Annotated in this window: 13 protein-coding genes; 7 read left to right on the top strand and 6 right to left on the bottom strand. The window is 37.8% G+C overall.

Annotation, left to right across the window (positions count from 1 at the left end; genetic code table 11):
* The first annotated feature begins 11 nt into the window (after positions 1–11).
* On the top strand, positions 12–3,110 hold the full coding sequence (locus CXF85_RS05820; protein ID WP_101227582.1) for an efflux RND transporter permease subunit: 3,099 nt from the start codon (positions 12–14) through the stop codon (positions 3,108–3,110).
* 494 nt (positions 3,111–3,604) lie between these two features.
* Here the strand turns inward: CXF85_RS05820 and CXF85_RS05815 are convergent, their stop codons facing one another.
* The 3 genes from CXF85_RS05815 to CXF85_RS05805 form a co-directional block, all read right to left on the bottom strand.
* On the bottom strand, positions 3,605–6,526 hold the full coding sequence (locus tag CXF85_RS05815) for a response regulator (protein ID WP_101227581.1): 2,922 nt from the start codon (positions 6,524–6,526) through the stop codon (positions 3,605–3,607).
* A 7-nt stretch (positions 6,527–6,533) separates the two neighbouring features.
* A complete protein-coding gene (locus CXF85_RS05810; protein ID WP_157829031.1) occupies positions 6,534–7,493 on the bottom strand; it encodes an ABC transporter substrate-binding protein in 960 nt (319 codons plus the stop codon).
* Between the two features lie 305 nt (positions 7,494–7,798).
* A complete protein-coding gene (locus CXF85_RS05805) occupies positions 7,799–8,890 on the bottom strand; it encodes an HDOD domain-containing protein (RefSeq protein ID WP_101227579.1) in 1,092 nt (363 codons plus the stop codon).
* A gap of 187 nt (positions 8,891–9,077) precedes the next feature.
* Here CXF85_RS05805 and CXF85_RS05800 point away from each other — a divergent pair, with 187 nt between their 5' ends.
* On the top strand, positions 9,078–9,839 hold the full coding sequence (locus CXF85_RS05800) for an MBL fold metallo-hydrolase (protein WP_101227578.1): 762 nt from the start codon (positions 9,078–9,080) through the stop codon (positions 9,837–9,839).
* Positions 9,840–9,930: 91 nt separating this feature from the next.
* Here the strand turns inward: CXF85_RS05800 and CXF85_RS05795 are convergent, their stop codons facing one another.
* Both CXF85_RS05795 and CXF85_RS05790 read right to left on the bottom strand, forming a co-directional pair.
* Positions 9,931–13,197, bottom strand: a complete 3,267-nt coding sequence (locus CXF85_RS05795) for a collagenase (protein ID WP_198555501.1) — start codon at positions 13,195–13,197, stop codon at positions 9,931–9,933.
* A 668-nt stretch (positions 13,198–13,865) separates the two neighbouring features.
* Complete coding sequence (locus CXF85_RS05790) at positions 13,866–14,267, bottom strand: hypothetical protein (RefSeq protein WP_101227576.1); 402 nt, start codon at positions 14,265–14,267, stop codon at positions 13,866–13,868.
* A 309-nt stretch (positions 14,268–14,576) separates the two neighbouring features.
* Between CXF85_RS05790 and CXF85_RS05785 the strand changes: the two genes are divergently transcribed.
* A complete protein-coding gene (locus tag CXF85_RS05785) occupies positions 14,577–16,280 on the top strand; it encodes a TIM44-like domain-containing protein (protein ID WP_157829030.1) in 1,704 nt (567 codons plus the stop codon).
* Positions 16,281–16,309: 29 nt separating this feature from the next.
* On the top strand, positions 16,310–17,374 hold the full coding sequence (locus CXF85_RS05780; protein WP_101227574.1) for an SPFH domain-containing protein: 1,065 nt from the start codon (positions 16,310–16,312) through the stop codon (positions 17,372–17,374).
* Between the two features lie 304 nt (positions 17,375–17,678).
* Here CXF85_RS05780 and CXF85_RS05775 read toward each other — a convergent pair whose 3' ends face one another.
* Positions 17,679–18,545 (bottom strand): LysR family transcriptional regulator, encoded by an 867-nt coding sequence (locus CXF85_RS05775; protein WP_101227573.1) that lies wholly within the window; start codon positions 18,543–18,545, stop codon positions 17,679–17,681.
* Between the two features lie 171 nt (positions 18,546–18,716).
* On the opposite strand from CXF85_RS05775, the gene CXF85_RS05770 reads away from it, so the two are divergent.
* The 3 genes from CXF85_RS05770 to fghA all read left to right on the top strand — a co-directional run bounded on the left by CXF85_RS05770 (position 18,717) and on the right by fghA (position 21,337).
* Positions 18,717–19,043: a DMT family transporter gene (locus CXF85_RS05770; protein WP_101227572.1), complete on the top strand. Its 327-nt coding sequence runs from the start codon at positions 18,717–18,719 to the stop codon at positions 19,041–19,043.
* A gap of 214 nt (positions 19,044–19,257) precedes the next feature.
* Entirely contained in the window at positions 19,258–20,388 is a 1,131-nt protein-coding gene (locus CXF85_RS05765; RefSeq protein WP_101227571.1) for an S-(hydroxymethyl)glutathione dehydrogenase/class III alcohol dehydrogenase, read from the top strand.
* A 97-nt stretch (positions 20,389–20,485) separates the two neighbouring features.
* Entirely contained in the window at positions 20,486–21,337 is an 852-nt protein-coding gene (fghA, locus tag CXF85_RS05760; RefSeq protein WP_101227570.1) for an S-formylglutathione hydrolase, read from the top strand.
* Positions 21,338–21,468: the final 131 nt, after the last annotated feature.

Genomic DNA, 21,468 nt, shown 5'->3' with positions numbered 1-21,468 from the left:
AAGGGATTATGATGCAAGAAAATAAATCGTCCATCATGGACATCTTTGTCAGACGACCAGTCGTTGCTATTGTCTTATCAATTATTATTTGTATTGCCGGTATCTGGTCTGCAAGTAAAATTCCGGTGCTGCAATTCCCTAAGATTGACAGTGCTTCATTAGTTATTGAAACATATTATATTGGTGCTTCCGCTGATGTGGTAAAAGGTTTCATCACCGAACCTATTGAACGAGCAGCTGCAACAGTGCCCGGTGTTGAATACGTTGATTCAGTCAGTACTTCTGGCAGCTCTAAAGTAACGGTTTGGCTTAAATTAAACGAAAATTCAACACTGGCATTAGCTGAATTAAATGCTAGGTTAGGACAAATTCGTTTCGAATTACCTCAAGGCGCCCAAGACCCTGTGGTATCGGTAAGTCGTGCTGATAGACCTTTCGCTGTTATGTATTTAAATGTCCAAGCTAATGGTAATGATTTATCACGTATTACCGATTATTTAAATCGCCAAGTTAACCCTATTTTAAATGCGATTGAAGGCGTGCAACGCGTAGGTATTGAAGGTGCTAGAACACCGGCAATGCGAGTATGGTTAAATGCTCAAGCCCTACAAGTGTTTAATTTAAGTGCGAGTGATGTCTATCAAGCTTTAGCAAAAAACAACACCATAGCCACTATGGGCTATGTAGAAAATAGTCGCCAAAAAATTGATATTGTTGCCAATACCCAACTCAGTAGTGTTGAAGATTTTCAGCAACTTGTCATTACTCAGATCGATGGCGCTAATATTTATTTAAAAGATGTCGCGAAAATAGAACTGGCCGCAGAAGATACCAGTGTCACCGCTAGATTGAATGATAAAGATGCAGTGTATATTTCTATTTGGCCATTGCCTGGCGCTAATGAAATAGCCATTGGTGATAAAGTATATAAAAAAGTGGCAGAGCTTAATAAAACCCTACCGTACGGTATATCGATTGATTACGCCTATGACGGCACTTTATACATGCGTGATGCCTTAAAAGAAATTTTCACCACACTGATTGAAACCGTTATTTTAGTTGGCCTGGTGGTTGTGCTACTAATGGGATCCTTTAGAAGCGCTATAGTGCCGTTAATTACCATACCTATCTCTATTTTAGGCGCGGTTGCAGCAATGGCCATGATGGGCTTTTCGTTAAACCTATTAACCGTACTCGCTATCGTATTGTCGGTTGGCTTAGTAGTCGATGATGCCATTGTAGTGGTAGAAAATGTTGCCCGACTGATGCGTCAAGGGATGTCAAAATTTGATGCTGCGCTCATTAGTTCTCGCCAACTGCTTGTACCTATCATTTCAATGACATTAACACTGGCAGCCGTTTATGCACCGATTGGCTTCTTATCAGGATTAACGGGTGTATTGTTCAAAGAGTTTGCCTTTACTCTCGCCATTGCCGTCATTATTTCTGGCATCGTTGCGATAACGTTATCACCTATTATGAGTGCTTATGTTTCACCTAAAGGTGGCGAAGAGAGTTGGTTAACCAGAAAAGTAAATCACCTTTTTGAAAGAATACAACGAGGCTATGGCAAGTTATTGCATCGTATTTTTAAGTGGCAAGGACAAGTGTTTTTAATTGCTTTGGTTGTTTCACTGCTCACCGTACCTTTTTACCTGTACTCAAAGAAAGAGTTAGCACCGGTAGAAGATCAAGCCATGGTGATGTTTGTCATTCAATCACCGCCTGATGCTTCAATGATTTATAACGTCTCTCAAATGAACCCTGTTGTTGAAAGTTTGCAAGAAATTGAAGGCGGCAAGAAAATTTGGCAAATAATTTTTGGTGGCGGCGGATTTGGCGGTTTAGAGTTGGTCAATGCCGATGATCGAGATTACAGTGCACAATCTCTAGTCCCACGAATTTACGGTAAATTAGCGCAAATCCCAGGCCTTAACATGTTTCCTATTTTACCTGCCTCATTACCAAGCTCAGGTCAGTTTGAAATAGAAATGATTGTTAAAGCATCGGCCCCTTATAGCGAAATGAAGCAATATGCTGATCAACTTGTCGGTGCGGCCTTTGGCAGTGGACAATTTCTTTTTGCTGACACCGATCTAAAAATTGATTTACCGCAGGTAGAGTTGCAATTAAATCGTGAGAAAATTGCCGATTTAGGCATGAACGTCGGAGAGATTAGCGAACAATTAGGTATTTTATTATCGAGCAACTTTGTTAATCGCTTTGATTCTAAGGGTAAAGCTTATCGAGTTATCCCTATTATTAATGATGACGTACGTAGTAAAACGGAAGCGATCTTGTCATTGGATATTAAATTACCTACCGGTGAACTATTACCTGTTTCATCAGTAGCCGATTTAAAATGGAAAACTGTACCTAGAGAATTAGGTACCTTTGCACAGCAATCGTCTTTTAGAATTTACGGTGGCGTCGCACCAGGGTCAAATAAAGAAGCTGCATTGTCTGCTATTGAAAACGCAGCAAAAGAAATATTACCTTTAGGTTATTCTATTGATTATGCTGGTGAATCGAGACAATTACGCCAAGAGGGTAATACCTTAGTCATGGTATTGGGTATTTCATTAATCATTGTATTCCTAGTATTGGCGATTCAATTTAATAGCTTTAGAGACCCCTTAGTTGTCTTGCTCGGTTGTGTACCACTAGCACTATCAGGCGCCTTGTTAATCCCTTATATGGAATTAACTACCATCAATATTTACTCTCAAATAGGCTTAATTACCTTAATAGGCTTGATTGCTAAAAATGGTATTTTGATTGTCGAGTTTGCTAATCACGCACAAGAGCTTGGCGCGAATAAACTAGCCGCTGTAACTGAAGCAGCAACCACACGTTTACGTCCTATTTTAATGACTACAGCCGCCACTATTTTGGGCCATTTCCCGTTAGTGTTAGTGACAGGTGCGGGTGCAGAAGCGCGAAATAGTATTGGTATTATTTTAGTAGCAGGTATGTTTATTGGTACTATCTTTACCTTGTTTATTTTACCTAGCTTTTATTTACTCTTAGCAGAAAAGAGACAAAAAATTAGCGGTGATGATATGCAAGTATCAGATGCTGCTTTGCAGAAAGTAGTTGTACCTGTTTAATTAAGTTTGTCATCTTATTCTGCAAAAAAAACAAATCAGGCAAAGGCGTTCGATTAGCAATAGCTGGCTATAGGGATTGAAAACAACGCTGACATGGGGTATTTAACCAACACACGTGAATAATAATTTAATAACCATCCGTATAAATTCTACGGGTGGTTTTTTTGTGCTAAAAAACATTGCTGCTTAATAAAATAGAACTGATACCTATTTGATTAAATTTCTTCCCAACTCAGAGCTCTGCTCGATGTTCAATAACAAGGCAAATTTGTTTCGGTTTAGTCATTCTAAATCAAATAAACTTAACGATGTTAGTGAACATCGAGAAAGCTCCCAGAGGGCGAGTTTAAAAGGTTTACATGCTGCGTTATTGATTTTGATAAGGGAATAACCATTATCTTCAATCAATGCCTTGCCTCTAAGCCTTTTAATTCTCGCTGAGTGGGAAAGAACTTAATCAACTTGGTATGAGTAATATTCAACCTAAATAATATCTAATCCACAGAAGAATTAACTTCTTTTTTGTCTAGCCCCCATAGTTTCAACATCTGCAAAAATTGTTCAGGATCTATCGGTTTTGACAAATAATCGCTCATGCCTGCAGAGAGACACTTTTCTTTATCACCGCTCATAGCATTGGCAGTCATTGCTATAATAGGCAAGTCTCTATTACTTTCTCCAGCATTGCCTGCGCGAATATTTCTACTTGCCTCATAACCGTCCATTTCAGGCATTTGGCAGTCCATTAAAATAATGGAATAGGGCTGATTATTTTGGCTTTCTTTTAACGAATCTATTGCAGCATAGCCATTAAAGGCAAAGTCGATTGAGGTAATGCCAAATTTATTAAGGATACCTTTGGCGACCATTCTATTTATTTTGTTATCTTCAACTAATAAAATACGTAAGTTTTCCAAATCGCAGCTATTGGCAGTGTCGATAATAGAGCTAACACGGGATACTGAAGACTCGATTATAGCTCCTAATTTTTGTGATGGTTCACTCTCTAGTACTGACGAAGAATTTCCAGTTATTGCGAGTACTTTGTCTGTACCGACACTTTGATCCGTTTGAGTTACTGTCGTTTTATTTAAAAGAGATAATGCTGAAAATAGATCTGAGCTTGTAGCGGGTTTTGCAAAGTAACCACTAAAACCGAGTTCAGTGATACAGCTTGCCCCATCTCTGTAACTCAGAGGGGTCATCAGTACTCGTTTGACTGTTTTAAAACGTGGATCAGAATTAAGTTTTTTACCTAATTTAATACCATCAATATTGTCCATTTCCATATCAATGAAAATCATATCAAATAAACTACCATCGTTGTTTTTAATACGTTCTTCACAAGCTTGAATCGCTTCATTAGCCCCTGCTACGGAGAGAACTTTCGCTCCCCAATGTGTTAATTGCGTGGCTATAGCTGCTCGATTACTCGTATTATCATCAACGACCAGTAGGTTCACGTCAGCTAACGTTACCGGTGGAATAATTTTTGTAGAGGCTGGACTTATTTGTAGCATAACGTGGAAGATAAAATGGCTACCTTCATTTTCTACACTGGTTACCTCAATGTCCCCTCCCATTAAGTTACATAATTTTTTCGCTATGGCTAAACCTAAACCTGTACCGCCAAACTTGCGAGTAGTGGATGCGTCAACTTGGCTAAATGAATCAAATAGTGTCGATAAATTATTTTTAGGTATGCCTATGCCAGTATCACTGATGCGGAAATCTACTCGACAATTCCCGTCACAAGCATCAGTTAATGCTACCTGAATAACAACTTCACCTTCTTTGGTAAACTTGGCAGCATTTGAGACAATATTAGTGATTATTTGCCTCAGCCTATTGGAGTCGCCTTTAATCAGAGATTCATCGACTTGGCTTATATCAAGTACCAGTTCAACGCCTTTCTCTTGAACTTGTAGCCCCATAGACTGGGTAAATTCACCCAGCATGGTACGTAAATCAAAATCAATAGCTTCTAGCTCCATTTTTCCGGCATCAACTTTAGAAAAGTCTAAAATATCGTTAATTAAAGTAAGTAATGAATGTGCACTTCCTTGGGCAATATCTACGTGATGTTGCTGCTCATCAGTTAGTTTACCGCCCGACAATAAACCTAACATACCTATCACGCCATTCATTGGTGTGCGGATCTCATGGCTCATACTTGCTAAAAATTGTGACTTTATTTTACTCGCTTCTTCGGCTTTTTCTTTTTCGTCTTCTAACGCCCAGTTTTTAAATTCGATATCTTGCGCGTATACCTCTAGTTGATGCTCAGATTCTTTTATTTTACTCATATCGTCAATGCAGACAAAAAAACCAAGGACTTGGCTCTCATCATTTAAATGCGGGGTGAAAGTTATACCGACATCCTTTTCAGAACCATCAAACAAAGGTACTCGGAATTCAAATTCAATTAAATTCCCAGCAAGGGCTTTTTCAATATTGGATTGAATTATTTCACTTACTGCGTTTTTCAAGTTTATCGGGAGTGTTTCCGCAGAAAAATCATTAATTGATACGTTAAACCAGCGCTTGTATTTTTTATTAACAAATTTATATTGTTTATTTATGTCAATATAGGCCAATGAAACCGGAACGGCATCGGTTATGCTATCTACATATTTCAGCGTCTCTTTTAATTCTTGCTCTTTTTGGGTATTGATTTGAATAAGCTGATTGTATTCTTCCGACAGCTTACCTAACTCATCATTACTTGTTAGTTTTGACAATAAGATACCATCGGTGTCCTTTTGCATCTTAATGGTAGTAATTAATAGACTCAGTGGTTTCAATAATACATATCGGTGAGTCAAGTTGACCAATAACATAATCACTAATATTGCGCCAAATGAGATAAGTAATAAGGCGTTTAATTCATTTTTTGCAATAATTTTTAAAGGCTTAATGTCATAACTAAATAATACTATATGGGGTCTTAACCTCATTATATTGGTGTCTATCAAGTTAATGGTAACAACCTCTAATAAAAGGTCATTTGTTATATTCTGTATATTACTATTGTTGTTTTCTCGATGTTTAATGAGTCGTTGTTGCTCTGCGGTAGTGAATACTTCCTTTGTTTTTTGACCAATAAAACTATGATTATTATCTGCTATTACCACGCCGTTATTATTTTTGATAATACTCAAATGTATAGTGTTGGTATTCGCTACTAAGGTACTCACAACTCGAGTTAAATTTCTAGTATTTATACCACTGTGTACAGCTATGGTTAGAGTATCAACGATGTTCTTGGTATTACTTTGTGTTTTCTGGACTATCTGTTTATTGAACAGATTTGTTAAATAAACAGATAACCCAAGTAAGACTAGCAAACAAATAAACAGTACTAGGCCGTTAAGTTTTAATGACAATGAGGGTGTTAATTTAGTAAGTTTAAGCATTTTAGGATTATTTACTTTGTTCTGTTATAAATAAATTAGGCAAGTTTTGGCAGTCTCTAAAAATAGCGTTAGCTTCAATTAAAACATCGCAAACCGTTTCAGCCATAGCATTAAGCTTGCTGTTGTCTGCAAACAGTATTTTTTGCTTCTCCTCGTCTAGTATCACCATACCTGCTAGCGCGTCTTGAAACTCTTGACTAGTAATGCCTTCTCGCTTTGCCATTATTTCATACGCTTTAATTGGATACTTAGCAGTGAAGTCGATCGCCATTTTCCACGCTTGCAAAAATTTACGTTGAAAATTTGGCGCTTTAATCAATATGTCTGTAGAAACGGAAATAGTATCTAACACTTCATACGGTATTTCACTGGTGTCGAATATAACCTGACTTTCTTGATGCTTTAAAATGTCTAATGACATTGGGGGATAGCTAACAAAGGCATCAACTAGATCGTTTTTAAATGCATTTAGCCCATCAGACTGTTCAACATTAACGACCTCAACATCGTCTAATGTTAAGCCATATTTAACTAATGCTCTTTGTAATATGAATAAACCTAGTGAAGAAACTTCACAACCCACACGTTTGCCTTTCAACGAAATAATATCATTAATATCGCCTTTTCCTATGATGACATCACCACCATTAGAGTAATCTGTAAAGGCAATGACCTTCAGAGGTTTCCCACCTAAAGCCTCTGCTTGTATGACCTCGATCAATGTGGAAGTTAGACCATCAACATAACCAGAAACATACGTGGTTTGTGCATCTGACAAGGAGCCTAATTCTACTAACTCTATGTTTAAACCGACCTGTTCGAAATAACCATTTTTTTCCGCCAAATGTAAAAATTCGTAGCCTGGCCACGGGTTAGTTGCAATTTTAATAAGCGGTGGAGGCTCTACTTTTGAACAAGCATTAAGGAAGATTAGGGATAAGATGATGACAGTAAAGTGTAATTTCATATTCAACATTTCTTAAGTAGTTTGTTTCAAGTCTAGAACACTTTCTAGTGATAGGGTCTTTTAAATACAAAGGTTTATAGAATCGATAACCTATTTATGGCTATTTACTCAAATGCTCCTAAGAAGCCAAACGACTCTTAACTCTGTAACCGACCGCAAACCAATGTTCAATGTAGATAAAGAAGGTACATCTACTCTGTCATCGCTTGTCACTGAGCAACCAGTAGATAGTTTGCCCGACCTCGTTGAAATTACCACCAGTGTAAACAATACTCCGCCAATAGACGATGCAGGGAGTGGCAGTACTACTTATTATCCCTCTCTTCCAATAACCCCTTTATATATTGCTTCGCTTCATCGCTATGAAGTAATATTTCTGCCGCCTCTTTTATCTCGACTTCGGTTTTATCATTGTGTTCAAGCATCATCATTAGTTCACTAATGATATTACCTTCATAAACATAACAAGCTATTGGTCGTTTGCTGAAAACCGTGGGTAACATCGAAGCGTTGGTTATTTTAACTTGTAACGCTAATGCGTCTAAAATTGACTGAGGGAACTGCCAATTTTTCGCTATATGAAATGTTAAATGTTTGGACTTTTGCTGCATTAATTCTTTAAAGGCATAGGAGTTAGGCTGACAATCAGGATGGATAAAAGAAAAAGCCTCCATCAATAACTGGTAAATAATCATATCCCCCAAATTACAAATAAGGCCGATAAGATACCCTTGAGCGGCTTCGTCTTTATAAGGCGATTTATTTATTAATTCTTTAGAAATAACACCGGTGGTCAAACTATGATGCCAAATCTTATTACCATATTGCTTAAAGTATATTGGTGATTGAGGAGTCAATTTACTCACAAAGCCATTGATCACACCTTCTATAAGTCCATTGCTACCCAATAACATAAAAGCTGATTTAAGATCCGCTATTTCTTTATCTGTATGGTTATAAAAGGAGGAGTTAGCGAGTTCAATTACTTTAGCGGCAATAGAGGGCTCTTGCTTAATCAAAGTAAGCAATGCATCAGTATCAAAGTTATTGTCACTTAGTTGCTCAATGACCTTACTAAGCGAGGCAGGTAATACCGGCATTGCTTCTATTATCGTATCAGGTTTTCGCAACACCGCTTCGATCTTGTCAGCAACATAGTGTGATAGCTCATCATGTTGTGTTGTCGCTGGTGATTGGCCAAATAAAAAGTCATAGAATTCCTGCTGATGTCTTTCTTCAACACTTGCCAAAGATAGCGGCTTGGCCGGTGTCCGAACCCTTTCAAATGTCTGTTGCTGTACTTCTTCTGGCTCTGTATCTTTTTCGAAATATAAGTAATTCGGCTTTTTATTAGCCTTAATACTGGGAAAAATGTGCTTCAACATAGTTTTAAACATATAAATATTTCCCTAGAAAACCTTTGTCGTCACAATTTACAATAAGTGCACTCTTTTAAGGTTAGCCTATAAAACTACTATAATTATTTATGATGTTAGTCATAATTGATTATAGTAGTGCACCCGTAAGCTTTTTCTTTTACTGTATAAGATGATTATTTAATTTTCACTGAACTGCTCTATCATTATGAAACTACACCACATAGACGGACACATCCAAACAATTTTGCTAGCAGAGTACCCTGATAAACTGTTATTGCTTGATGGTTGCTGTCGCTCAGACGTTACTATGTTAAAGCGCTTTATTACCCAAACTCTACAACGCCCGTTCAGTGATTTAGCTCTAATTGTGGTCACACATATGCATCCAGATCATGCTGGTGCGGCTAATACATTGCGTAAAATAACCGGCTGTAAAATTGCTACCGCCAATGTCAGTGGGCAATGGTATTCAGGGTTAGAGGGGCGACTCATGCACCTTACCGACATATTTTTAGCTAAGTGGGTAGCAAAACGTATGAAAAAGCCTCGCCTTAATTTTTGGTACTCTAGTCAGTTAGACGCAGATTATAAGCTTAATGATGGGGAACAATTGCCGGGGTTTTCTGAGTGGGTTGCTTTAGCCACTCAAGGTCATACCGATAGAGATTTATCGTTACATCACTTACCTAGCAATAAAGTATACGTTGCTGATTTAATGGTTAAAGTGAAAAATAAATACATTCCACCTTTCCCTATTTTTTATCCCAATCGTTACCGTGCCTCACTGCATAAAATAATCACATTAAAGCCACAAAGCCTAATTTTAGCGCATGGTGGCGAAGTGACTTTAACCGAACATGATTACCAGCACTTATTACAACTAGCACCTAAAATACCTAAAACACATTGGCGTGCGGTTAAAGAAAGGCTAAAAAACCCAAGGTCGTTAATGCCGAACAAACGGTAATATTTTTTACGGCATAATCAATAAAAAGCCCAGTGTATTTTATTACACTGGGCTTTATTTTACTGTTAACTAACGTATTAAGCCTTAATAACTATAACTTATTAATAGTTACTTTCACGCCACCAAATTCACCGTCTAGGGTAATGTAGTGCCAGTAAGCGTCAGGGTTTAATTCAATAACTAAACTATCCCAGTTTCCGTCACCATTGGCATAACCGTTGTTATCTTGCGCTGTTGGCCAGCCACCTGCTTTAAACATAATGTCTGCATTGCCCCAACCGCCCGTAGTTCTTAATTCAAAACGAGTAGCTAAAGCACCCTCGTTACGAATAATGAATGATGCCCCACCGCTTGATGAGTTAACACATTCAACTATTTGGTTTGCAACTAGGTTATTGTTATCTTTATCGTGAGCATTGGCTGGAATATCAACAATACATGGAGAGAAGTCAGTGCTGATTGTAACTGGTTCACCTGCCCAGTTACCGGCAGTACCTGAACTTGCTGAATCAGTATCGTTCGGACCAATTTCAACGATATTACTATCGCCTAAAACTACGCCATTTACTAACCAATTGTTAAATTCTACATCGTACGAAGTACCAATATTATTCATAAAGGTTTGGTATTCCGGGTATTGACCTGTACGCGTTAGGTTTAATATTTGATTAACGTCATTTTTATGATTTTCAAACATGAAACGGACGGCTAAATAACCCCACTGATAAACACGTGTTTGACCCGAATTATAGTTATTCTTAAATACTTCAGATAATGCAACGTCTTGAGCTTTACCGACAGTAATAGCACGTTCGTAACCGTCGCCATAAGAAATGTATTCGCCTAAACCTTCTGACCACCAAACACTATCAACTGTCATACCTAGTTGGAAATCACCATACAAATCGAAACGACCATCTAAATAATGTACGTATTCGTGTTGTAAGTTCCATACATGGAAATTAGGTTGCATCCAATCTGCTTCATAAGCAATAAAGCGCGCTTGATTTTTTGCATTAATTGGCGAACCTTCTAAATACATGCCACCGTTATTAGTGTCCATGTTGAAGAATTGACCTGCATACGTTTTATATTCTTCAGGTGAGTTGAAAATAACTAACTGTAACGCGGCATTATTATCGTCCGCAACAGGTTGGTAACCACTACCTAAGATTGAATGGAAGTTTGTCTCTTGGTTGCCCAATACTTGACAAATCCATGCAGCTTGGTCGTTATACATTTGCTGTGCGCGAATCTTTAAAGTATCAGAACATTTATAGTTAAATGCTAATGTCTCAGCTTCTAAGGTGTAGGCAAAACCACAAATATCGTAATAACCACAATCAGCTCGATCGTAGTAATCAGACATACTTGCTGCTTTAATCCATAACGCTTTGGTATTATCAGTCTTACTCGTGCTATTTAAAACTCTTTTAACCAATACTTTAACGCGTGGAAATAAAGCGTCTATATGGTACAGGCGTGACATTTCATTAACGGCATTGAGTAATACATATTCAGCATCAGTACCAATTAAATCACGATGGGTATTTTGAAAGTTATTTAGAGCATCTAAAATACTATCATCTGCAATAAATACTGCTTTCATTGCTTCATCCCATTGCGCACGGAATAATGTAGTGAAAACACTGTTCGCTGCAGCATTCATATTAAAGCTATTCTGCCAATCAATATTGTAATCCGTTAATACACGAATAGTCACATCGTTAAAGTCAGCACCTAAACCTGCAGAATCTACAGTGATTAATGCTTCTTTTAAAACACTGCCGTTTGCTTCACTGGCAATCCAACTACTACTGTTATTAAAGAAAGTACGTAATGCTGTTTTAATGTTTGCTTTTACTGCATCACTATAAACAGGAACATCATCAGGATGGGCAAACGATACATAGAATGAACCACGTAAGAAGTAAAATAATGACTCTAAACCAGAGGTTGTATCAGCATCAAACTTACAATCTAGCCTATCATCACCTGAATAACCTGGTGCACGAGCGTTAATTGCATTGGCAATCGCAATCATGTTCGCTTCTGAGTATATTTGTGTCGCATCAGCGCCACTAATATTATAAATAGGGCTAATATTTTGTGGATGTGACAGGGCAATACGGGTAACTAAATCAGATCCATTTAAACCAGTAAAACGTGTAGCATCCGTAGGGAAAGCATCCTCATCGATAGTTCCACAGGTACCAGGATTAGTACTAGGCAAATCAGCAGGATCAATTGCTACTAATAAGCTTACTTCTGATGATGTCTGGGTATCAGCATCTAACGCTAAATATAACCAACCTTCTTTCGCTGTAAAAGTAATCGACTCTGACGTACCTACATTACTAGATTTATGGTCATAACTGTTAGAAGTAGCCCAACCTTGTTGGCTTACTAGTAAATCAAATTCACCCGTTCCGCCACCGGTTGATACTGTTATGTCAATATCATCAGCAGGAACATAAATGGTATAAGATGAAGAATTAACACATTCCACTTGGTTAAAGGTCAATCTACCTTCTTCAGGTGTTTCAGTACCACACAAACCAGGGTTAGACGGCAGTGTTGGAATATTTGGATTTGTAACTATTGGTGGAGTACCGTCATCAGCGCTAACTTTGAAGCTCACTTCATCATTAAGACCAAAGATGCTGATATATAAACGACCTGCATTGGCTGTTATTTTCAATGTTTCATCAGTACCTTCACTGACCGCAGAAGCAATATTATCACTTCGAGTAGCCCAATTTCCGGTGTTAACATACACGTCAGCCTGACCTGAGCCGTTTTTAGTTTCGATAATTAATGGGGTATTATCAGCTTCAACGTCAATATAGTAATACTGACCATTACCTGAAATACATTCTTGTGAATTTAAGGTTAACTCATAACCAGATAATGTGTTTGTACCACACATAGTGGGTGTAGGTGTTGTATCACCACCTCCAGTATCAGTAGTGCCTATAACATCTAGCGTAACCCCTTGGTGAATACCAAAAACACTAACATATAAACGCCCAGCGTTAGCTGTAACAGCAAGTGTTTCTTCCGTACCAGAGTTATTAGTTCTTTGCGTATAACTAGAATCAGTTGCCCAAGAAGCAGTATTAACTAAAATATCTGCTTCACCTGTGCCACCAGAGGTTTGAATTTCAAGTGCAGTGTTATCACCTTCAACATCAATATAATAATATAAACCATTACCTGAGATACACTCAGTTTGGCCTACCGTTAATGCACCGCTCGATGCGGTAGTGCTACCACAATCACTCGCGTTAGCATTATTTGATGCAAAGGCACCAAAAATAGCTAAGCCAAGTAACGTTTTACTGACAGAATGTTTCATTAGATTTCCCATTTGACGTAGTAAACTATGCAGTGTTTACCCGTTTTTTATTGTTTTTATTTGCTTCTTGAATGACCTCTTTAGTAGAAATAAAGTTATCTCTACTCGCTAGAAAAGCGCTAGCATTGCATTTTTTCTTAATAAATTATTAGCCCAGCTTTTGGTTTGGTCGGAGAAGTATCTGAAGAGAAATGCATAGTGACCTTCCAAGCTAAAATCTATTAATATCCTTATTTATCTAGTTATATCTACTACCGAAAACCTGTTTTAAATACTGAAAATGTAGCCGAATAATACCAATATATTGTATGCAATATATCCTACTCATTTTACGTTGTACACAAAAGAAACAGGGCTTGAGCTAGTAAACAGTGAGTTAAAAGAAGAAAATAGCCTTCTATAACGTCTAAGTATCTGTTTTATAAATTATAAAACAATCATTAATTATTTACTTATTTATTACAATCTGTTTACATTTGTGTTAATTATTTATGAATAAGAGGTTATTTGCATGGTTTTTAGTTTCAGAAAGGCTTTACACTTAGCTAAGTAGTTTAGGTAACTAACTAGAAATATTAACGGGAGGGTTTTAATTATTAACAAACTTCAGTAATAAATTTGCTAGTGCTAGTGAAAAAAACCTCAATAAAGAGGTTTAATTTAGTTAATTATTTATTTGCCCCTACTGGTGGCGGTGGAGAATTTTCGTGGTCTGATGAATGACTTTTTTCATGGCCATGATCGGAAGCAGTATCACTTTGCTTTTTATTATATTGGCTGTCTGGTGCTGATAGCGGAGGTGGTGGTAACCTCCTAGGCTGATCATCTGCATGTATTTGTTTACCATTTTCATCGGCAACTCCATGAGCAACAGGTAATGCATTGCGATCTATTTTCGCTACGTTCACCGGAGGTTTATCGTCTTGTACAACGCTTATTTTGCTTTGACTCTGTTCGATTGTTGAGGGGTTTACCTCCTGATTAGTATCATCATTTGAAAGATTAAATATTGTCAGGCCAGCTGTGGCGATGATGATTAATGAAACTGCTGACAGTTGTAATTTTGTCATAAGTGGTTACCTAAAATAGTACGAATTTACAGCGACGCTAACACTCTTTTTGAGCAAGCTCAAGGTTCGAACATGAGAAGCTCATTAGCAATAAAGCCATAATATATAAAGCATTACTCTACTAATCATCATCAAATAAACAATAAAGTATATTGTATTCAATAACATCTATTATTATAAAGTAAGATAAAAAATAGTAATAACTGCTTATAAAAATATAAATTTAATCAATAAAAACTGTTAGTCATTAATAAAACACCCTACTCTATCGTAAGGTTTTTTATCTGAAATTTTTAATAGAAGCATGCTATGTTTACTTTTTTTTTCGTACTCTCATTGTCATTTATTATCTATAGAATCTACAAATCAAGTGAGAAAAAGCAACATAACGTGGTCCATAAAGTCATTAGTCGTGGCGTAAAAAAGCAGAATAAAAATAAACAACAAACTCAGCATAATAAAATAATTGCGCTCGACCCTGACTTTGATAAAAATCACATGATAACTCGTGTTGAAAAAGCGTTTTTTATTATCAAAGAGGCTTGGTCTAAACATGATATGAGCTCAGCTAGAGGTTTCATAACCGACGGTATTTTTCAACGCTATGTTATTCAGTTTACTATTCAAAAAAAGCATCAACGTCATCGAAAAATAGACGATCTATCTATAAATCATTGTGAACTAGTCGGTATTGAGGCTGACAAATTTTTTGAAACCTTACACTTTAAAATTTCAAGTCAGGCTCGACTTATCACAGAAAAAACCAATCGCACTAAACATCCCCATAAATTACCGCCTTATACTTACTCAGTTGAATACTGGACTTATATCCGTTTACCAGGCGTTAAAACGCGTTCACAACCGGGGTTAATTGAAGGTATATGCCCTAATTGTGGTGCTACTTTATTACTCAGTAAATTTGAACAATGCCAAGCCTGTAATTCATTAGTCACATCTGGAGAATATGATTGGATATTAGCTAAAATCACTCAGGAAGAGGAATGGCGTTTTCAAAATGCTAAAAGACAAATTAAAGGCGTTGCTGAATATCAAGTGGTTGATGCCGCGTTTAATTTACCCGTTATTGAAGATAGGGTTAGTGTTATATTTTGGCGATTACAAAAAGCATGGTTATCACAAAATTCAGCGCCAATACAACCAATTGCTCATGCCACTTATGTCGATTATTTTAATAAGAATGAATTGAAAAATCATTATTTTGATGACGTTGAATTAGGTCTGTGCGAAGTCAGTAGTGTTGAGTTTGGTGATGAATTTGATAAAGTTTTTGTACTGGTTAAATGGAAAGCGACTAAAGTTTCCTTTGAGGCTAAAGTAAAAAGCATTACCGGTTATTATGCTCATCATTTAACTCTAATCAGAAAAAATGGTGTGCTCAGTAACACCAAAAAAGGATTACATTCGCTGCATTGTTATAGTTGTGGGGCTCCTCAATCTGAAAGCTATCACGATAGTTGCCAATACTGTCACAGTACTTTTAATCATGGCGAACTTGATTGGGTTTTAAACGGCTTTACTCCCCATATAAATCGGGTTGTTCAGTTAAAAGGAAAGTCATTTTCAATAGAGTCGGGGCCAGGTAAATCACGAGGACAAATATTCGATCCTATTTCGTTGCTTTCAGGCTTGGTACTTATTTTACTTGCTGATGGTAAGGCACATCCCAAAGAAATAGCCTTATTAAGTGAATTTTCCAGAAAACGTAAAATACCTCAACATGTTTTAGACGAAGTAATGCTTGCCGGTGAGAATGGCGAATTAAAAATGTTAGCCCCCGATGAGGCACTAGATGCTTCAGCTTGGCTCATTAAAATGATCGAAATGTGCCTAATAGACGGTGAAATCTCAAAGAAAGAACATGAGTTGTTAATATTATTTGGTAAAAAGTTTAATATTTTAGCCATAGAAATTGATATAAGAATTAAAGAAACGCGTACTAAATTATATCTCGACGCTAAACTAGCCTTAGCCCCAGAGAGTAATGTAAGTTAGTTCAACAGTGATAAATACTAGGAGTACCTATGGATATAATTGATCGCGTAAAATACGATGGTCCCAGTGATGTTTTTGCTTGGCGTTGGCCTCATGATGGCTTAGTTTGGGGCACTCAAGTTATTGTTAATCAAGCCCAACAAGCGGTATTTTACAAGGATGGTAAAGCCCTAGATGTATTAGAGCCTGGCCGTCATACCTTAAAAACAGCCAATATTCCGCTGCTAGAACATATCGTCAATATTCCCTTTGGTAATGAAACGCCTTTTGCCGCCGAGATATACTTTGTTAATAAAGCGGTAAATCTAGATATGAAATGGGGTACGCAAGAGCCTATTCCGGTTTTAGACCCTGTTTATAAAGTGCTAGTACCTGTTAGAGCTTTTGGCCAATTTGGTATGAAAATCATTGATGCTAAAAAGTTCGTTGCTGAGCTAGTTGGCACCGTTGATGAATTTGATGCGCAGCAAGTTAGCGATTATTTTCGTGGCCATTTAATGAGCCGCATTAAAGACTTCATTTCCGCTAAAATTATTAACGACGGCGTTTCTATCTTAACGATAAGCAGCCAGCTTAATGAAATGTCTGCCGCATTAAAACATGATGTCAGCGCTGAATTTAACCGTTTTGGTATTGAAATTGTTAACTTTTATTTAAGTTCAATCAATGTTCCACAAGATGATGATAGTGTAGTTAGATTAAAAGAAATGTTGGCAAAAAAAGCCGAGTTTGATCTTTATGGTGAAGATTACAATACCGTGAAAACGTTCGATGTTGCCGAAAAAGCGGCATCCAATGAATCTGAGGGTAATGTTGCTGGCGCCGGCGTAGGTATGGGTGTTGGTATGGGTATTGGCAATCAAATGATGAATATGAATGCTGATATGATGGACAGTGGTAAAAACACTAAACAACCAAGCACAAACGACACCCGTAATTGTTGCTGCTCTTGCCAGAAAATATTAGCTGCTGGTGTTAACTTTTGTCCTGATTGTGGTACCGAACAAGTCAAAAAGAGTCAGTTTTGCACTGGATGTGGTGGTAAAACACCTGAGTCTGCCAATTTTTGTCCTGATTGTGGTAAAAAGCAATAAGTAAATTACCTATCAATAGCGCATAGAGTACTTATGCTGGTTTAAGGTATCTTCAGCCATCACATTTCAAGGTAGATGGTTCATGTACTTTGATGTTGGATAGGTAAAAGGCAGTTAAAATCACCATATTTATACACAGAAGGTAAACATTAGAGGGTAAGATTAACTAATAGAATGAGATTACTTAGGGCAACTTTGATGTCGGCTGCCCCTGACGTCTGAGGTTTGATGCTTGATGCTTGATGCTTGATAGTACTATTTAACCGTTGAGGTTACCTCCCATAGCATTAGGAAAGCGACAAAATTAAAGTAGCTGTTCTGCCAAATAGTCGACAAGTAACCTTATTTTCGGCGACAAATGCCGATTTTGAGGATAAACCGCCCATATGCCTTCGTCTGGGGCACGATAATTATCTAATAGCGTCACCAGTTCACCATTTTCGATCTGTTTTTCAACATAATAATCAGGTAACTGCACTATACCTAAGCCCTTCAATGCCGCATCAGTCAAACTGTAACCATTGTTATAACGTAATCTACCCGTTACGCGGAGACTCTTTTCTCGGCCTGATTCCCTAAAATGCCAATAGTCTAATGTTCCTAATAAACAACTGTGCTTATTAAGCTCTGATATTGAATGGGGTACACCGTGTTTGGCCAAATAATCAGGCGATGCACAAAGGTAGTTTGTTCTCTTGCCCAATTTTTTTGCCATCATGGTCGAGTCACTTAACTTACCCAAACGAATAGCTAAGTCATAACCGTCTTCAACTAAGTCAACTTGTTGATTACTTAAATAAGCGGACACTTCCACATCGCTATATTGCTTTAGAAAATTATTCACTAGCGGTAATATTTGTTTCTCACCATAGGCTACTGGCGCTGTTAATTTAATTTTACCTTGGGGTTTAGTTTGTAAATTGGTAATAGCACGTTCTGCAGCATCGAGACCATCGAGTACACTGCGACAGTGCTGATAAAAAATGCGTCCTTCTTCCGTTAGGGATACTTTGCGCGTTGTACGATAAAATAATTTGATATTAAGTCGTTTTTCTAACGCACTGACCTGACGACTAACTTGCGCTGTCGATATCGCCATTTTTTTTGAGGCCAAGGTAAAGCTCTCGTTTTCCGCAACGTAAACAAATTCGCTGATACCATCCCACTGCATGATTATTACCTATATGTACAAGTGATTTTCCAAATCAGTATATTATCATTTATTCAGAAACAAATATAATAGCATCCATCAAGAAAACGCGCTGCGAGTAAGTCAAGCCATGTATGACTCACTCAGCATTGGCAGACTGCAATAGTCTGCATAACAGTATAGGAAGTAAATATGAGTTGGTTATTCCTTTTTTTAGGTGTCGCTGCAGAAGCAATGTCTCATGTAGCATTAAAAGAAACTGATGGTTTTACTAAACCACTAGCAAGCGCTTTAGTATTACTCGGGCATTTAGCTGCATTCATGTTTTTAGGACAAGCAATGAAAGGCATGCCTATTGGTATCGTCCATGCACTTTGGGCAGGACTAGCTATTATTACTGTGACTTTATTGTCTGCCGTTATTTACCGCCAGCACCTTGATTTAACCACATGGCTTGGCATGGGATTGGTTGCAATAGGAATTGCTACCATTAACCTTTCTCAAGGGCATAGCCATTAACGTGAATGACTTAACGTATAATCATTTAAAAAAGTATAACTAAATGAATTTACTGGTAATAATTCAATTGCGATTATTGCCAAACAGTAACAGTGAATTACGTATTAACGTATTATCATGCTGAAATAAATAGCGTAGACTAGACTCAAATGTAGCATCTAGCGCTACGCTACAACCCAATTAAAACATCTATCAATATAAAGTGAGAACGAATATGTCAGATAAATTTATTAAATCAAAAGCCGCCATTGCTTGGGGTCCTAATCAGCCATTATCAATCGAAGAAATCGATGTAATGTTACCTCGCAAGGGTGAAGTATTAGTTAAAGTTATCGCCTCAGGCGTATGTCATACCGATGCTTTTACTTTATCAGGCGACGATCCAGAAGGGATTTTTCCAGTGGTCTTAGGTCATGAAGGCGGCGGCATTGTAGAGCAAATTGGTGAAGGCGTTACCAGTGTACAAGTTGGCGACCATGTTATTCCTTTATACACACCAGAATGTCGCGAATGTAAATTCTGTTTATCAGGTAAAACTAACCTGTGCCAAAAAATTCGTGAAACTCAAGGTAAAGGTTTGATGCCAGACGGCACGACCCGTTTTTATAAAGACGGTCAGCCAATTTTCCATTACATGGGTTGTTCAACTTTCTCTGAGTACACTGTATTACCTGAAATTTCTTTAGCTAAAGTGAATAAAGACGCTCCGCTAGAAGAGGTATGCCTACTTGGTTGTGGTGTTACCACTGGCATGGGTGCTGTAATGAATACAGCCAAAGTTGAAGAAGGTGCTACGGTAGCTATCTTTGGTCTTGGCGGTATTGGTTTATCTGCAGTTATCGGTGCAACCATGGCAAAAGCAAGCCGTATTATTGCTATTGATATCAACGAAAGTAAGTTTGAGTTAGCTAAGAAATTAGGCGCTACTGACTTTATTAATCCAAAAGATTACGACAAGCCGATTCAAGATGTGATTGTTGAGTTAACTGATGGCGGTGTTGATTATTCTTTTGAATGTATAGGTAACGTCGACTTAATGCGCTCTGCATTAGAATGTTGTCATAAAGGTTGGGGCGAATCAGTGGTTATTGGTGTTGCCGGCGCAGGCAAAGAAATCTCAACCCGTCCGTTCCAACTTGTAACTGGTCGTGTATGGAGAGGCTCTGCATTCGGTGGTGTTAAAGGCCGTACTGAGTTACCTGATTACGTTGAACGTTATTTAGCTGGTGAGTTTAAATTAAGTGACTTCATTACCCATACCATGGGTCTTGAAGATATTAATGAAGCATTTGAATTAATGCATAAAGGCGAAAGTATTCGTTCTGTTATTCACTTCGATAAATAGCATCCATTTCAATCAATAACACTATTCCATCGTAATAATTAGTCCGTTACCCCTTTCATACCATAAATGAACAGGGGTAACATCTTAAGGTTTTACCATGACAACTGACCATTTAATTGAAAACGTAAGCATGAACAAAAGTTTTGGTGGCTGGCACAAGCAATATAGCCATCAATCTAAAACGTTAAATTGCACTATGCGATTTGCTATTTACTTGCCTCCACAAGTATCAAGCGGAGAAAAAGTCCCGGTATTGTATTGGCTTTCTGGCCTTACCTGCACCGATGAAAATTTTATGCAAAAAGCAGGTGCACTGCGCATGGCTGCTGAGTTAGGTATTGCCATTGTTGCGCCTGATACTAGCCCTCGTGGTGAAGAAGTCGCTAATGATGAAGGTTATGATTTAGGTCAAGGCGCTGGGTTTTATGTGAATGCTACGCAAGCACCTTGGAATCGTCATTTTCAAATGTACGATTACGTGGTTAATGAATTACCTCAGATAATTGAAGCGACCTTCCCTGTATCAGATAAACGCGCCATTAGCGGACATTCAATGGGTGGACATGGCGCATTGACCATTGCCATGTTAAATCCTGATCGTTATAGCTCAATGTCGGCGTTTAGCCCAATTTGCAATCCAGTGAATGCGCCTTGGGGCAAAAAAGCCTTTACCGCTTACCTGGGTAAAGACAAAGCAACTTGGCTTAATCATGATGCCAGTGAATTAATGCGACGCGCAACCGAGCTTGTTCCAGCGAAAGTTGACCAAGGCCTAGCGGATGACTTTCTCACTGAGCAGCTAAAGCCTGAATCGTTAGAAGCGGCAGCAAAAGCCAGTAACTATCCATTGGAATTAAACCTTCATGAAGGTTATGACCACAGCTACTATTTTATCTCAGCATTTATTGAAGAGCATCTGCGCTTTCACGCCAAGCATTTAAGTAAGTAATGGCAACTACCGCCTAATTATTAGGCGGTAGTTCTTTGTATTGTCATATCATCAATTCTAATCAAACTTGTAAATCTCAACTGCCATATAGAACCGCGAAAAAACAGCTGTCCCCATCAAAAGAGTCACCA

Source organism: Colwellia sp. 75C3, from assembly GCF_002836255.1.
Lineage (GTDB): Bacteria > Pseudomonadota > Gammaproteobacteria > Enterobacterales > Alteromonadaceae > Colwellia.
This window is presented reverse-complemented; position numbering and strand designations above follow the sequence as displayed.